Here is a 14,761-nt window from a genome sequence, read left to right on the forward strand (position 1 = left end):
TCCACTGGAAAGTCCGGCCCCCGGCGCGTACGGGAACGCGGCGCACGGCCTGCCGTCGGACGCGGCCGGCCGGGCGGTCGCCGACCGGATCAGCCTGAAGGGGCTGCGGGTGCGCGGCCGGCACGGTGTGCTGGCGGCGGAGCGGGAGCTCGGCCAGGAGTTCGTCGTCGACGTCACCCTCTTCCTCGACACGGCGCCGGCGGCGGCCGAGGACGATCTGACCAGGACCGTCCACTACGGCGAGCTCGCCGAGGACCTGGCGGAGGTCGTGCGGGGCGAGCCGGTCGACCTGATCGAGACCCTCGCCCAGCGCCTCGCCGACGTCTGTCTCGCCCGCGAGCTCGTCCAGGTGGCGGAGGTGAGCGTGCACAAACCCGCCGCGCCGATCCCGCTGCCGTTCGACGACGTGATCGTGACGATCACCCGGGGCCGGGCATGAGGGTGGTTCTGGCGCTCGGCAGCAACCTGGGCGACCGGTTCGAGACGCTGAGGGGCGCGCTCGACGCCCTCTTCGAGAAGCCGGAGCTCACGTTCGTCGCGGTGTCGCCGGTCTACGAGACCGACCCGGTCGGCGGTCCCGAGCAGGGCGCCTATCTCAACGCGGTGGTGATCGCCGAGAGCGCGCTGGAACCTCGGGCGCTCCTCGATCGTGCTCACAGTGTGGAGAACACCTTCGGCAGGGTCCGCGTGGAGCGCTGGGGAGCGCGCACGCTGGACATCGACCTGATCACCGTGGGGGACGTCGTGATGGACGATCCCGACCTCACCCTGCCGCACCCCAGAGCGCACGAGCGCGCGTTCGTGCTGGTCCCCTGGGTGCGGGCCGATCCCGAAGCGGTCCTGTCCGGGCGCCGGGTGGCCGACCTGCTCGCCGGTCTCGACCAGGGTTACGTACGGCCGCGTCCCGACCTGATCCTGCGGGGGCCCGCGTGAGGCCGACCCGCCCCGGCGTTCTCGTCGGGCTCCTCATCGTGTTCGCGATCCTCACCTGGGCGATGCTCAGACCGCTCTACTCGTCCCTGCCGACCGTGCCGTGGACGGCGATCCCGACGGTGCTGCTGCTCGCGATCGGCGAGTTCTACACCGGGTGGATGACGAAGGCCAGGATCGAGCGCAAGCCCGACACCGAGCCGGTCGAGCCCCTCGCCGTGGCCCGTCTGGCCGCCCTCGCCAAGGCCTCCGCGTTCGGTGGCGCGGTCTTCGGCGGGATCTTCGCCGGGTTCACCGTGTACACGGTGGAGATGCTGGAGCAGGAGGTCCCCCGCAGGGACTTCTTCATCACCGGCGGGTCGCTGCTGGCGTGCGTGCTGCTGGTCTGCGCGGCCCTGTACCTGGAGCACTGCTGCAGGGTTCCCAAGGACTCCACGGGTGACGAGCAGCGCTGAGACGCCGCGCTAGCGTCGCCTCGCCGTCCACTGGCGTCCGAAGAGCATGATGACCGGAAGCGTGCAGATCAGCGCTCCGGCGATGGCGAGAGGGCGCTCCAGCCACCAGAACAGGTCCAGCCGTACTCTCTCGCCGGGTCCGCTGCCCACCAGCCACCAGGTGAGCGCCACCCAGATCGCCATGCCGGTCGTGTGGAACAGGAACAGCGGAAGCGCGAACCGGTTCACCGTCTCGTTCACGCGCTGCCACCTGGGCCGTACGAGCAGGCGTTCCATGGACGGCCTCAGCACCTCCACCAGGCCGATCTGGAAGATCAGCAGGGCCACGATGACGAAGGTGGGCGGCGCCATGTTGGACAGCTTGTCGCCGGGAACGCCCACCATCGATCCGGGGTAGATGCCCGAGTAGACCAGGCCGAAGAGGGCGAACAGTCCGGTCCACAGGATGGCGACGTCGAAGCGGCGGGGAAGCGCCACCACCCGGTCGTAGAAGAATCCGGCCTGGTGGGCGAGCCCCCAGACAATGATCATGTTGAGCCAGCCCACGGCCTCGTACCCGTAGCGCAGCCGCAGCACGTCGACGACGAGCGCCGCCCCCGCCAGCCAGATCAGGGCGAGCACGTCGTAGCGCCGGTGCAGCCAGAGCGAGATCGGCAGCAGGGCGATCAGCACGAGGTAGACGCCGATGAACCAGAGCGGGCTGATGACGAGCAGGACCACGCGGCCCATCCACTCGATCCCGAACGCCCACGTCACGATCACGCCGAACACGATCCAGGTCCCGGCGAGCGCGAGCGCGGGGATCGCGAGGCTCCGGATGCGCCGCCACACGAAGGTGCCGATGCCGACCCCGCGCTCGCAGGCCCGGTTCCACGACAGGAGGTGGACGTATCCGCCCACGTAGAAGAAGAGCGGCAGCACCTGCAGCAGCCACGTGAGGATCCACAGCCCCGAGGTGAAGCCCAGCGGGCTCGTCGGCGAGGGGCCGTCGGGCCCCCACTGCAGGATCGTGAACGCCCAATGCCAGACGACCACGACGATCAGGCTGAGCGCGCGCAGCCAGTCGACGTACCGGTCCCGCCGTGACCCGTCCGTGGCGGGAGGCACCTCGGTCGCCATCTCCTGCTCTCCGCCGGATTCGATCATGCGGTTACGACCGTGCCTTACTTGTCGATGTCGCCGACGACGAAGAACATCGAGCCCAAAATGGCGACCATGTCCGAGACCAGGTGGCCGGGGAGCATCTCGCGCAGCACCTGGACGTTGTTGAAGGAGGCCGAGCGGAGCTTCATCCGCCACGGCGTCTTCTCCCCGCGCGAGACCAGGTAGTAGCCGTTGAGGCCCAGCGGGTTCTCCGTCCAGGCGTAGGTGTGGCCCTCGGGCACCTTCAACACCTTGGGCAGGCGCTGGTTGACCGGCCCCGGGGGCAGGTCGAGGAGCCGCTCCACGCAGACGTCGGCCAGGTCGAGGGAGACCTTCACCTGTTCGAGCAGCACCTCGAACCGGGCGTGGCAGTCTCCCGCCGACCGGGTGACGACCTTCACCGGCAACTCGCCGTAGGCGAGGTACGGCTCGTCCCTGCGCAGGTCGACGTCGACGCCGGAGGCGCGGGCGATCGGGCCGCTCACGCCGTACTGCATGATCGTCTCGCGGTCGAGGACGCCCACCCCGCGCGTGCGGGCGAGGAAGATCTCGTTGTCGGCGATCAGGTTCTCGATGTCGGGCAGTCGACGCCGCACATCGGCCACGGCCTGGGCGACCCGGCCCGTCCACCCCGCGGGGATCTCCTCCTTGAGGCCGCCGACCCGGTTGAACATGTAGTGCATGCGCCCGCCGGAGATCTCCTCCATCACGGCCTGGAGGGTCTCGCGCTCCCGGAACGCGTAGAAGACCGGGGTGATCGCGCCGAGCTCCAGCGGGTAGGAGCCGAGGAACATCAGGTGGCTGAGCACCCGGTTGAGCTCGGCCATCAGCGTGCGCGTCCAGACCGCCCTCGTCGGCACCTCCATGCCGAGCATCCGCTCCACCGCGAGCACGACGCCCAGCTCGTTGGCGAATGCCGACAGCCAGTCGTGCCGGTTCGCCAGCACGATGATCTGCCGGTAGTCGCGCACCTCGAAGAGCTTCTCGGCGCCCCGGTGCATGTAGCCCACGATCGGCTCGGCGGAGCCGATCCGTTCCCCGTCCAGCGTGAGCCGCAGCCGCAGCACACCGTGCGTGGACGGGTGCTGCGGCCCGATGTTGAGGATCATGTCCTCGGTGGCGAGCTCCTTGCCGTCCGCCCCCCGTACGGCTTCGGCTCCAGCCCCCATCCCCACGCTCAGCTCACGGCGCGCGCCTTCAGTCATAGGGCCATGCTGTCACGTCAGCCGCGCGAGGCAAGATCCCGCAGGGCGCCGATCAGTCGGTCGACGTGCTCGGAGGTGGTACCGATGCCGATGGAGGCGCGGACGGCGGAGGCGGTGACGTCGTCACAGCCGCCGTCCTTGGCGCCCAGCAGGTGCCGTACGAAGGGATGGGCGCAGAACTTGCCGTCGCGGACCCCGATGCCGTAGTCGCCGGACAGGGCCTCGGCGATCTCGCGGGCGGTGAAGCCGTCCACCACGAAGGAGACGATGCCGACGCGCGGGTGGTCCGGGCCCCACAGGGAGAGCTCGTGGACGCCGGGGACACCTGCGAGGCCCGCCCTCAGGCGCCGAAGGAGGTGCTCCTCCTCGCGGACCAGCGGGGTCCAGCCGGTGGCGGACAGCGCGTCGCAGGCCGCGGCGAGCGCGATGGCGCCCAGCACGTTCGGGGTTCCGGCCTCGTGCCGCGCCTCCGGGTCGTCGTGCCACTCGGTGTCGTCGTCGTTCACGGCCTTCACCGCGCCGCCGCCCCGCAGGTACGGCTCGGCGTCGGCGAGCCAGTCGGAACGGCCGATCAGCGCGCCCGTGCCGAACGGCGCGTAGAGCTTGTGGCCGGAGAAGACCACGTAGTCCAGGTCGAGGGCCGTCAGGTTGAGGCGGCGGTGCGGGACGAGCTGCGCGGCGTCGACGAGGACGCGGGCACCGTGGCGGTGGGCGATGTGGGCGAGCGCGGCGATCGGCCACAGCTCCCCGGTGACGTTGGAGGCGGCGGTCACGACAAGCAGCTTGGGGCCGTCGATCGAGGCGAGGGTGTCGTCGACGGCGCGGACGGCCTCGCCGGGGAAGGCGGGGGCCGCGAGCCGCACGACCCGCTCCCAGGGCAGCAGCGAGGCGTGGTGCTCGGTGTCGAAGACCACGGCGGTGGTGCCCTCGGGCAGGCTGCGGGCCAGCAGGTTGGTCGCGTCCGTGGTGTTGCGGGTGAAGATCACCGAGTCGTCGGGGCGGGCGCCGACGAAGGCCCGCACCGTGTGCCTGGCCTGCTCGTAGCGGGCCGTGGTCAGCTGGGACGCGTACCCGGCGCCGCGGTGGACGCTGGAGTAGGCCGGGAGCGCGGCGGCGACGGCGGCGCTCACCGGCTCCAGACAGGGGGCGCTCGCGGCGTAGTCGAGGTTGGCGTAGCGGACGAGCCTGCCGCCCCTGACCGGGACCTCCAGGTCCGAGCCGAGCACGGCCGGGATCGGCCGGTCACCGGACGCGCGGGTCTCGGGGACGGCGGTGGTGGCCGAGGTGACGGGGGTGTGGATCGTGAGGGTGGACACGCCATGGCTCCTTCGAGGTCATCGGACCCCAACCCATGGCATAGGTGCCTGGAGCCCGCGCTTGCCCGGCACACCTCGTGCCGGACCAGGTCCTCACCCGGGGCACCCCGCCGCGGACGCGAGGGTTGCCGGCCAGCGAGCCGGGGCTTGTCACTGGCACTCATGACCTACGGAGGCACTATAACCGACGCCCCGCGGTGGCTCGCAAGTCCGAAAGGTGATCAACCCGGTATCCGGGGCAGGAGCGGGCGCCTGGGAGCGTCCGGCGAATTGACGGCGAAGTTGTGACGAAAGGAAGGAACTCGGGGCCTTTCCCGGTCGTCCTGGAGTCAGCCGAAGAAGGTTCAGCCGGCTGAATGATCGCGCGTTCGAGCGTTGGCCGAAGAAATCGGCCGAAGAAGGAGAAGGCCATGGATTGGGTGACCAACCCCGAGATATGGATAGGTTTTTTCACCCTTGTCGCCCTGGAGATCGTCCTGGGGATCGACAACATCATCTTCATCTCGATCCTGGTGGGCAAGCTCCCGCCCGCGCAGCGTGACAGGGCACGCAAGATCGGTATTTCCGTCGCCCTGCTCAGCCGTCTCCTCCTGTTGTTCGCGCTGTCGTGGGTGGTGAGGCTCACGACGCCGATGTTCGAGGTCTTCGGGCAGGGGATATCGGGGCGCGACCTGATCCTGATACTCGGAGGACTGTTCCTGCTGGGCAAGAGCGTCCACGAGATGCACGGCAGCCTGGAGGGGGACTCCCACCACTCCGAGGGCAAGGTGTCCGCGTCCTTCACCTCGGTGATCATCCAGATCATGATCCTCGACGTCGTCTTCTCGCTCGACTCGGTGATCACCGCGGTCGGCATGGTCGACGAGCTGGGCGTCATGATCGCGGCCGTCATCGTCTCGGTCATCGTGATGCTGATCGCCTCCGGGCCGATCAGCCGCTTCGTGGACCGGCACCCGAGCATCAAGATGCTCGCCCTGTCCTTCCTGGTGCTGATCGGCGTCGTGCTCATCGCCGAGGGGTTCGAGCAGCACATCCCCAAGGGCTACATCTACTTCGCGATGGCGTTCTCGCTGCTGGTGGAGCTGTTGAACATCCGGGTGCGCGGCAAGGCGGGCAGGCGTAAGCCGGTCGAGCTGCGTTCTCGCTACGGTGCCGAGGGCCAGGCGGGTCGTACGGACTCGGTGGACGGCACGGACAGCACGGACAGCACGGACCGGAAGGACCCGAGGGATTCGGCGGACCCTACACACCGGGCCGGTTCGGAGGCTCCGGTGGCTCAGGGGGTTCCGGCGAGCCAGACCGCTCCTACGGGCGGAGTGGACGAATCAACCGAAAAGGGAAATTTGGACAAGCGAGCCGACTCCTGACCAGGATTACGATGATTACGTGCGCTTTGATCCCTGGAATCCGGAATTCGTCGCCCATCCCTATGACGTCTACGACGAGCTGAGGCGGGAGCGGCCGGTCGGCTTCTTCGAGCCGACCGGCCAGTGGCTGGTGGCGAGGCACGCCGACGTCAACGCGCTGCTGCGAGACCGCAGGCTCGGCCGGTCCTACCTGCACGTGGCCTCGCACCAGGAGTTCGGCAGGCCGGACGACCCCGAGTTCCAGGACCCGTTCTGGCGGGTGATCAGGGCAGGGATGCTCGACGTCGAGCCACCGGTGCACACCAGGCTCCGGCGGCTGGTCTCGAAGGCGTTCACCCCTCGCATGGTCCAGGCGCTCCGTCCCAAGATCGCCCGCATGGCCGAGGAACTCGTGGACGTCTTCGTCGAGCGCGGCGGAGGCGACCTGATCGCCGAGGTCGCCGAGCCGCTCCCGGTCACCGTGATCGCCGAGATGCTCGGCATCCCCGAGGCCGACCGGCACCTGCTGCGCCCCTGGTCGGCCGACATCTGCGGCATGTACGAGCTCCAGCCGTCGGTCGAGGCCCAGCACACCGCCGTACGGGCGGCCGAGGAGTTCTCCGCCTATCTCGTCGAGCTGGCCCGTGCCCGCAGGGCCGACCCCGGTGACGACCTGATCAGCGCGCTCGCCCTGGTGGCAGACGGGGGCGACAGACTCACCGAGGAGGAGCTGGTCGGCACCTGCGTGCTGCTGCTCAACGCCGGACACGAGGCCACCGTGAACGTCACCGGCAACGGCTGGTGGTCGCTCTTCCGTAACCAGGCGGAACTCGACCGGCTCCGCGCCGACCACACCCTGCTGCCCACGGCGATCGAGGAGCTGATGCGCTGGGACACCCCGCTGCAGATGTTCGAACGCTGGGTGCTCGAGGACATCTCGGTGGGCGGGGTCGACATCCCGCGCGGCTCCGAGGTGGCGCTGCTGTTCGGCTCGGCCAACCGCGACCCCGAGGTCTTCGCCGACCCTGCCCGCCTGGACGTGGGCCGGGCCGACAACCCGCACATCTCCTTCGGCGCCGGCATCCACTTCTGCCTCGGGGCACCGCTGGCCAGGGTGGAGCTGATCGAATCCTTCGGCGCCCTCCTGCGCAAGGCGCCGAAGATGGAACTCGTCACCGAACCCACCTGGGGTCCCGGCTACGTCATCCGGGGCCTCACCGCTCTCGATGTGCGGGTCTGAACCGGTCCGAGCACACGGCGGCCGATGACAACCCGGATCGCGGCGACCCGGACCGCACCGTATCCCGCGACACGACGGCCCGGCCCGGGGAGAGCATCCCATCGGCATCGGCGAAGCGATCGGTCGTTCCGCCGAGGGCTCGCCGCTCTCAGCGGCGGCTCTGGGAGAGCCAGCCGAAGCCGCCGAGGCCGCCGGGGGCGATGAGCTCCGCCTCCTCAGAGGCCCTCGTGAGAGCTCGCAGGTAGCCGCGCGGGTCGCTTCCCGCCTGCTCGACCGGTGGGCGGCTCCCGGTGACGCCGAGGGCGCGCAACGCCTCACGCTGCGTGGTCAGCGCCGTCGTGACGGCTCCGGCGCTCTCACCGGAGGCCGCGCAGGCGTCGAGCGCCACGTGGGCGGTGATGTCGCACGAGCCGTCGGGCACGGGCGCGACCGTCGCCCCGTCGCGGTATCCGGCGAGCGTGCCGTACGGTGGCCGGTCGTCCAGCGTGTGGGAGTAGTCGATCGCGATCGCCCGGCCGCGCGCCAGCCGTACGATCACCGAGGCCCACGCCCTGTCGCGCGGCCTGCCGATCTCGGCCCGCTCGCCGGGGGCCCGCATCCGCCACCAGCGGGCCAGCCACGCGAGATCCGCCTCGGAAGGGCTGTCACCGAGCCGCTCCTCACCGTTCGTGATGTTGACCAGGACCAGCCGGGGTCCGTCGGCCGTCTGCTCCACGATGTCGACGGGAACGTTGTCGAGCCACTCGTTGGCGACCACCAGCCCGTGGATCCCGTCCGGCGCGGCCTTCGCCCAGACGATCTCCTCGGGCAGCGCCGAAGGCCGGGGCGCCAGATCGACCGCGGTGACCCGCAGCCTCGACCGGAGCGCGGGCGGCGCCGTGGCGAGCACACCGGCCGCCAGCCTGCCCTCACCGGCGCCGATGTCGACCAGGTCGAGCACCTCGGGGCCGCCCAGAGCCTCGTCGATCGCGGCCAGCTCGCGCAGCACGGCCTCGGCGAAGACGGGGGAGGCGCCGACCGAGGTCCGGAAATGGCTGGAGGGACGCTCCCGGAGATAGAAGCCGCTCTCGCCGTAGAGCGCGTGCTCCATCGCGGCACGCCAGGTGAGCCACACGCTCTCAGACGCTACCCGCCGGGGCGAGGGAACGAGATCGACGCGCGCCGACGCTTCGAGTGAGTGCATGACCGCATTCTGTCATCGGTTTGCACGATCGTTGTTGACGCCACGTCGGCGCGCCGCCGTCCGAATCACCGTACGGGCCGGGTATCCGGGCTCTTTCGTGGGTCACGTACGCTCCCGGTGTGCCCGATCCGGGCATACCGGGAGGAGACCTCGCCTCCGTTGCCGAACACGCGTCCTGAAGCGGTCGCGACAGCACGGCCCGTTACTCTGGTCAATCGGGCACGGAACCCACATGGTCGAAGGACGGGACGTCATGGACGCAGTCGATCGCCCGGCACGGCTGGCCGTCGGAGTGGTTGGAGCGGGCAAGGTCGGTTCGGCGCTCGGCGCCGCGCTCGTCAGGGCGGGGCACCGGGTGGTCGCGACGAGCGGCGTCTCCGACGCCTCCAGGGAGCGGGCGGTCGAGCGGCTCGGGCTCGCCCCCGCGAGGCCCGAGGACGTGGTGGCGGGTGCGGATCTCGTCCTGCTCACGGTCCCCGACGACGTGCTGCCAGGCCTGGTCTCCGGCCTGGTGGAGACCGGCGCCGACCTGCGCGGCAAGCTGGTGGCGCACACCAGCGGCGCGTACGGCCTCGCCGTGCTGAACCCGGCGATCAAGGCCGGGGCGCTACCGCTCGCACTGCACCCCGTGATGACCTTCACCGGCCGCGACGACGACCTGCGCCGTCTCACCGGGATCTCGTACGGGGTGACCGCTCCCGACGCGCTTCGTCCGGTGGCCGAGGCCCTCGTCATCGAGATGGAGGGCGAGCCGGTCTGGATCGCCGACGAGGACCGGCCGCTCTACCACGCGGCCCTGGCGGGGGCGGCCAACCACATGGTGACGCTCGTCGCGGAGTCCTCGGAGCTGCTGGAGAGGATCGGCGTGGAGCAGCCGGGCAGGATGCTCGGCCCGCTGCTCGGCGCGGCCCTGGAGAACGTGCTGAGGCTCGGCATCGCGGGGCTGACCGGTCCGGTGGTGCGCGGTGACGCGGGGACCGTCCGCAGACACGTGGACGCGCTCATCCTCGCCGCTCCCGAGGCGGCGGACGCCTACGTGGCGCTGGCCAGGCTCACCGCCGACCGGGCGCTGGCGGCCGGGTTGCTCAAGCCCGAGGCCGCCGAGCGCCTCCTGGACGCCCTGGGCGGCAACAAATGGACCTGAACCCCCGGAGGTTCCAATGATCGTGGCGGACGACCGTGCGGGGCTGCTCAAGGCCCGCGAGACCCTGGGAATCGGCGCGGGTGCCTTTTCCGGGGGAAGCGCGCTGGCGCTCGTACCGACGATGGGCGCGCTGCACGAGGGGCATCGTTCCCTCATCCGGCTGGCCCGCGAGAGGGCCGCGCACGTGGCGGTGAGCATCTTCGTGAACCCGCTCCAATTCGGGCCCGGCGAGGACTACTCCCGCTATCCCCGTACGTTCGACGCCGACCTCGAAGCCTGCTCGGCCGAGGGGGTGGCCGTGGTGTTCGCCCCCTCGGCCGAGGACATGTACCTGCCGGACAGGCAGGTCGGCGTGTCCGCGGGCGAGATGGGCTCGGTCGTCGAGGGGGAGTTCAGGCCAGGCCACCTCGACGGCGTGCTGACCGTGGTGCTGAAGCTGTTCAACCTGGTCCAGCCGGACGTGGCGGTGTTCGGGCAGAAGGACGCCCAGCAGCTCGCGATGATCCGCAGGATGGTCGCCGACCTGAACCTGCCGGTCTCGATCGTCGGGGGGCCCACGGTCCGCGAGCCGGACGGTCTGGCGCTGTCCAGCCGCAACCGCTACCTGTCGCGGGACGACCGGGTGGCGGCCCTCTCCCTGTCCCGTGCCCTTGAGGCCGGGGCCGGGCAGGCTCTCGACCGCGGTGACGGCGCGGACGAGACCCGCGCCCTTGAGGCGGGAGCCGGGCGGCGCGCGCCCGCGGAGATCCGCCGGGCCGCGCTCGCCGTCCTGGAGGCCGAGCCGTCGCTCGCGGTCGACTACCTCGTCCTGGTCGACCCGGCGACCTTCGCGGAGGTCGGCGACGACCACACGGGTGAGGCGATCCTCGCGGTGGCCGCGAGGGTGGGGTCCACCAGGTTGATCGACAACGTCACGCTCGACATTCGCTGATCCGCGGCCGTTCGGCGGTTGGGCCTGTGAGCTGCGGGGGATCGGCGTTCCCGCCTCGTCGCGCTGTCACGGCCGTGTGGTCTGCGCGACCGTGTGGTCTGCGTGGGCATGGGCCTGCGCGGTTGTGCGGCCTGCGCGGGCATGCGGCCTGCGCGGGCATGCGGCCTGCGCGGGCGTGTGGCGTGTGTGAGGGCACGGAGGGCTTGGGGACGCTGAGGGCTTGGGGTACGGAGGGCCGGGGGGCGGAGGGCTGGGGCGCGGGGACGCGCTTGTTCCTCGCGCCGGAGCTCCCTTCGCCGAGGCTCCCGTTTCGACCTCCGTCGGCGGCGTACAGCCCTGAGCTGCCATGATTTCGGCGTTCGGGCGAAATGTCCCACCCCGAGGAACAGCCGATTCGCGAGGGGCGTTATCGTCACACTGACGAAATGAACGGCCTCTAACGAGCCCCGCGAGGAGGCGGCTATGAGCATCCCGGCCATTCCCCAGAGGTTGACCGCTCCCGCTCCGGGCTGGACGGTACGGGCGGACGTGGTCGTGGTGGGCTCCGGCATCGCCGGCCTCACCCTGGCCCTGCGGTCCGCCGCCCTCGACCCCGGGGCGAAGGTCCTCGTCGTCACCAAGGACGTCCTGTCCTCGGGATCGACCCGCTGGGCACAGGGCGGCATCGCCGCCGTGCTCGACCCGCGGGACACCCCCGAGGAACACCTCTCCGACACGCTCGTCGCCGGAGTGGGCCTCTGCGACGAGGAGGCCGTCCGCACCCTGGTGACCGAGGGACCCGATGCGCTGCACGGTCTGATCGCGATGGGCGCCCGGTTCGACACCGACGCCTCGGGGGCACTCCAGCTCACCAGGGAGGGCGGCCACCGGCGTGACCGCATCGTGCACGCGGGAGGCGACGCCACCGGGGCCGAGGTGCAGAGGGCGCTCGTCCAGGCCGTGATGGAGTCGGAGATCGAGGTGATCGAGCACGCCCTCGTCCTCGACCTCCTGAAGGACGCCGAGGGCCGCACCGCGGGGGTGACCCTGCACGTCATGGGCGAGGGCGAGCGCGACGGGGTGGGCGCGGTCACGGCGGGGGCCGTGGTACTGGCCACGGGAGGCATGGGACAGGTCTACTCCGCCACCACCAATCCCCTCGTCTCCACCGGCGACGGGGTGGCGCTCGCGCTGCGCGCGGGCGCCGTCGTCAGGGACCTGGAGTTCGTCCAGTTCCACCCGACCGTCCTCTGGCTCGGCGAGCACTCCACCGGCCAGCAGCCGCTGATCTCCGAGGCGGTGAGGGGCGAGGGGGCCGTACTGGTCGACGCGGACGGCACCCGGTTCATGCGCGACGTTCACGAGCTCGCGGACCTCGCCCCCCGCGACGTCGTGGCGAAGGCGATCATGCGGCGGATGCGCGCCACCGGCGCCGACCACGTCTATCTCGACGCCCGCCATTTCGGCGAGGAGAAGTGGCGCACCCGTTTCCCGACGATCCACGCGGTCTGCCTGGAACACGGCATCGACCCGGTCACCCAGCTGATCCCCGTCGCGCCCGCCGCCCACTACGCCAGCGGTGGTGTTCGCGCCGACCTGCGCGGCCGTACCAGCGTGCCCGGCCTGTACGCGTGCGGCGAGGTCGCGTGTACCGGCGTGCACGGCGCCAACCGGCTCGCCTCCAACTCCCTGCTGGAAGGCCTGGTCTTCGCCGGGCGCATCGCCGCCGACATCAACGAGGCGCGTACCGTCCTCGCCGGGAGCGCCGGGAGCGCGACGCGGCCGGTCGAAGACGAGTCGGCCGCGAGTGGGTCGATCGTGGGCGGGCCGGCGACGGGTGGGCCGGTCGCCGATGACCGGCCCACCGGCCTGATCGACCCCAGGGCCCGGAGCAGGATCCAGGGGCACATGAGCCGGGGAGCGAGCGTGCTGCGCGGCCAGGAGTCCCTGGGAGAGGTCGCCAGGGCCCTGCTGAACCTCAGGTGGACCCCGGTGGTGGTCGAGCCGTGTACCGAGTCCTGGGAGACCACCAACCTGCTGACGGTCGCCTCCGCGCTCGTGGCGGCCGCCCGCGAACGCGAGGAGACCCGGGGGTCACACTGGCGTGAGGACTTTCCCGAGCGGAACGACGACCGGTGGCTGGGCCACCTCGACATCACCCTGACAGCGGAGGGACTGGCCATGACATACGCACCGCACGGGCAGCGCGCGAGCGCGTTGCCGCCCCAGGTGGAGAACGACCTGGTCGAGGCGGGCCTGGACCCGAGAGCGGTGACCGCGGTCCTGGAGGCCGCCGCGGCCGAGGACCTGCAGGAGGGGGGCGACGTCACCAGTGTCGCCACCATCCCCGCCGACCAGACCGCCACCGCCGACGTGGTGGCCCGCGCCGACGGCGTGGTCGCGGGGCTGGCCGTCGCCGAGGGCGCGTTCTCCCACCTCAGCCAGGGCCGCCTGGTGGCCGAGCGCAGGGTCAAGGACGGCGAGCGCGTCGCCACCGGTGACGTGCTGATGACCGTCACCGGTCCCACCAGGGACCTGCTGACCGCCGAGCGCACCGCGCTCAACCTGCTCACCCACCTGTCCGGCATCGCGACCCTGACCGGCCACTGGGTCCGGGCCGTCGAGGGGACCGGGGCCAGGATCAGGGACAGCCGCAAGACGCTGCCGGGACTGCGGGCCCTGGAGAAGTACGCCGTCCGGTGCGGCGGCGGAACCAATCACCGCATGTCACTTTCGGACGCCGCGCTGATCAAGGACAATCACGTGGTGGCCTCGGGTGGGGTCGCCGAGGCGTTCCGGGCGGTCCGTGACGCCTTTCCCGGCCTGCCGATCGAGGTCGAGGTCGATCGGATCGACCAGATCGAGCCGGTGCTGGCCGAGGGAGCGGAGGAGATCCTGTTGGACAATTTCACCGTCGAGGAGCTGGCGCGGGCCGTACGGCTGGTGGACGGCAGGGCGCGGTTGGAGTCCAGCGGAGGACTGACCCTCCAGGTGGCTCGTGCCGTGGCGGAAACAGGTGTTGACTACCTTGCCGTGGGCGCGCTCACGCATTCGGCGCCGGCGCTGGACATCGCCTTGGACCTTCGGGGGAATTGATGCTGCTTGCCATCGACGTCGGCAACACTCACACCGTTCTCGGACTCTTCGAGGGTGAGGACGTCATCGAGCACTGGCGGATCGCCACGGACGCCCGGCGCACGGCGGATGAGATCGCCGTCGTGCTCCAGGGGCTGCTCGGGCAGTCGCCGCTGCTCAAGGGCGCCGACGTCAACGGCATCGTGATCTGCTCCACCGTCCCCTCGGTGCTCAACGAGATGCGTGAGATGTGCCGCCGTTACTACGGCGACGTGAACGCGGTGATCGTCGAGCCGGGCGTCCGCACCGGGGTGCCGGTGCGGATGGACAACCCGAAGGAGGTCGGCAGCGACCGCATCGTCAACGCGCTGGCGGCGATCCAGCTGTACGGCGGGCCGTGCGTCATCGTCGACTTCGGCACCGCGACCTCCTTCGACGCCGTCTCCGCCAAGGGGGAGTACGTCGGCGCGGTGACCGCCCCCGGCATCGAGATCTCGGTGGACGCGCTCGCCACGGCGGGGGCGCAACTCCACAAGGTGGAGCTGATCCGTCCTCGCTCCGTGATCGCCAAGAACACCGTCGAGGCGCTTCAGGCCGGCATCATCTACGGCTTCGCCGGTCAGGTCGACGGGATCGTCGAGCGGATGGCGGCGGAACTCGCCGACGACCCCGACGACGTCACCGTGGTCGCCACCGGCGGCGCGGCGCCGCTCGTGGTGAGCGAGGCTCGCTCGATCGACATGCACGAGCCCTGGCTCACGCTGATCGGCCTCCGTCTGATCTACCACCGCAACACGCCGTGAGGACGACCTGT

General features: G+C 70.8%; 13 protein-coding genes and 1 riboswitch. Of the genes, 9 read left to right on the top strand and 4 right to left on the bottom strand.

Annotation, left to right across the window (positions count from 1 at the left end):
• Positions 1-49: 49 nt before the first annotated feature.
• Genes folB through ABZ664_RS17780 form a run of 3 tightly spaced genes read left to right on the top strand, consistent with a single transcriptional unit; the run spans position 50 to position 1,385 of the window.
• Complete coding sequence (gene folB, locus ABZ664_RS17770) at positions 50-439, top strand: dihydroneopterin aldolase (protein WP_362510860.1); 390 nt, start codon at positions 50-52, stop codon at positions 437-439.
• Positions 436-933 carry a 2-amino-4-hydroxy-6-hydroxymethyldihydropteridine diphosphokinase gene (folK, locus tag ABZ664_RS17775; RefSeq protein WP_362510281.1) on the top strand — a complete coding sequence of 166 codons (498 nt, stop codon included), beginning with the start codon at positions 436-438 and terminating at the stop codon, positions 931-933. The genes folB and folK overlap by 4 nt, the downstream gene beginning before the upstream one ends.
• Positions 930-1,385: a DUF3180 domain-containing protein gene (locus tag ABZ664_RS17780; protein WP_362510284.1), complete on the top strand. Its 456-nt coding sequence runs from the start codon at positions 930-932 to the stop codon at positions 1,383-1,385. Before folK ends, ABZ664_RS17780 begins: the two co-directional genes overlap by 4 nt.
• A gap of 9 nt (positions 1,386-1,394) precedes the next feature.
• On the opposite strand, the gene ABZ664_RS17785 is transcribed toward ABZ664_RS17780, so the two are convergent.
• From ABZ664_RS17785 to ABZ664_RS17795, 3 genes are read right to left on the bottom strand one after another with little or no spacing between them, the layout of a single operon-like run.
• A complete protein-coding gene (locus ABZ664_RS17785) occupies positions 1,395-2,531 on the bottom strand; it encodes an acyltransferase (protein ID WP_362510287.1) in 1,137 nt (378 codons plus the stop codon).
• A 17-nt stretch (positions 2,532-2,548) separates the two neighbouring features.
• On the bottom strand, positions 2,549-3,733 hold the full coding sequence (locus tag ABZ664_RS17790; protein WP_362510290.1) for an NADH-quinone oxidoreductase subunit D: 1,185 nt from the start codon (positions 3,731-3,733) through the stop codon (positions 2,549-2,551).
• 17 nt (positions 3,734-3,750) lie between these two features.
• Positions 3,751-4,968 carry an aminotransferase class V-fold PLP-dependent enzyme gene (locus ABZ664_RS17795; RefSeq protein WP_362510863.1) on the bottom strand — a complete coding sequence of 406 codons (1,218 nt, stop codon included), beginning with the start codon at positions 4,966-4,968 and terminating at the stop codon, positions 3,751-3,753.
• 133 nt (positions 4,969-5,101) lie between these two features.
• Positions 5,102-5,217: riboswitch (SAM riboswitch) on the bottom strand.
• Between the two features lie 242 nt (positions 5,218-5,459).
• On the opposite strand from ABZ664_RS17795, the gene ABZ664_RS17800 reads away from it, so the two are divergent.
• Complete coding sequence (locus ABZ664_RS17800) at positions 5,460-6,416, top strand: TerC family protein (protein ID WP_362510293.1); 957 nt, start codon at positions 5,460-5,462, stop codon at positions 6,414-6,416.
• 19 nt (positions 6,417-6,435) lie between these two features.
• On the top strand, positions 6,436-7,635 hold the full coding sequence (locus tag ABZ664_RS17805) for a cytochrome P450 (RefSeq protein ID WP_362510296.1): 1,200 nt from the start codon (positions 6,436-6,438) through the stop codon (positions 7,633-7,635).
• A 148-nt stretch (positions 7,636-7,783) separates the two neighbouring features.
• On the opposite strand, the gene ABZ664_RS17810 is transcribed toward ABZ664_RS17805, so the two are convergent.
• A complete protein-coding gene (locus ABZ664_RS17810) occupies positions 7,784-8,818 on the bottom strand; it encodes an SAM-dependent methyltransferase (protein ID WP_362510299.1) in 1,035 nt (344 codons plus the stop codon).
• Positions 8,819-9,071: 253 nt separating this feature from the next.
• Here ABZ664_RS17810 and ABZ664_RS17815 point away from each other — a divergent pair, with 253 nt between their 5' ends.
• The 4 genes from ABZ664_RS17815 (at position 9,072) to ABZ664_RS17830 (ending at position 14,750) form a co-directional block, all read left to right on the top strand.
• On the top strand, positions 9,072-9,962 hold the full coding sequence (locus tag ABZ664_RS17815) for a DUF2520 domain-containing protein (RefSeq protein WP_362510302.1): 891 nt from the start codon (positions 9,072-9,074) through the stop codon (positions 9,960-9,962).
• Positions 9,963-9,978: 16 nt separating this feature from the next.
• On the top strand, positions 9,979-10,893 hold the full coding sequence (gene panC / locus ABZ664_RS17820) for a pantoate--beta-alanine ligase (protein WP_362510305.1): 915 nt from the start codon (positions 9,979-9,981) through the stop codon (positions 10,891-10,893).
• Positions 10,894-11,355: 462 nt separating this feature from the next.
• Entirely contained in the window at positions 11,356-13,968 is a 2,613-nt protein-coding gene (locus tag ABZ664_RS17825; RefSeq protein WP_362510308.1) for an L-aspartate oxidase, read from the top strand.
• Positions 13,968-14,750, top strand: coding sequence for a type III pantothenate kinase (locus ABZ664_RS17830; RefSeq protein WP_350941530.1), 783 nt, complete (start codon positions 13,968-13,970; stop codon positions 14,748-14,750). The genes ABZ664_RS17825 and ABZ664_RS17830 overlap by 1 nt, the downstream gene beginning before the upstream one ends.
• The last annotated feature ends 11 nt before the right edge of the window (positions 14,751-14,761 follow it).

Source organism: Streptosporangium sp. NPDC006930, from assembly GCF_040635605.1.
In the GTDB taxonomy this organism is placed as follows: domain Bacteria; phylum Actinomycetota; class Actinomycetes; order Streptosporangiales; family Streptosporangiaceae; genus Streptosporangium.

Coding starts and splice junctions, on each gene's coding strand:
- folK (WP_362510281.1), top strand. CDS start 436: ATGAGGGTGGTTCTGGCGCTCGGCAGCAACCTGGGCGACCGGTTCGAG.
- ABZ664_RS17785 (WP_362510287.1), bottom strand. CDS start 2,531: ATGATCGAATCCGGCGGAGAGCAGGAGATGGCGACCGAGGTGCCTCCC.
- ABZ664_RS17790 (WP_362510290.1), bottom strand. CDS start 3,733: ATGACTGAAGGCGCGCGCCGTGAGCTGAGCGTGGGGATGGGGGCTGGA.
- ABZ664_RS17800 (WP_362510293.1), top strand. CDS start 5,460: ATGGATTGGGTGACCAACCCCGAGATATGGATAGGTTTTTTCACCCTT.
- ABZ664_RS17810 (WP_362510299.1), bottom strand. CDS start 8,818: ATGCACTCACTCGAAGCGTCGGCGCGCGTCGATCTCGTTCCCTCGCCC.
- ABZ664_RS17815 (WP_362510302.1), top strand. CDS start 9,072: ATGGACGCAGTCGATCGCCCGGCACGGCTGGCCGTCGGAGTGGTTGGA.
- panC (WP_362510305.1), top strand. CDS start 9,979: ATGATCGTGGCGGACGACCGTGCGGGGCTGCTCAAGGCCCGCGAGACC.
- ABZ664_RS17825 (WP_362510308.1), top strand. CDS start 11,356: ATGAGCATCCCGGCCATTCCCCAGAGGTTGACCGCTCCCGCTCCGGGC.
- ABZ664_RS17830 (WP_350941530.1), top strand. CDS start 13,968: ATGCTGCTTGCCATCGACGTCGGCAACACTCACACCGTTCTCGGACTC.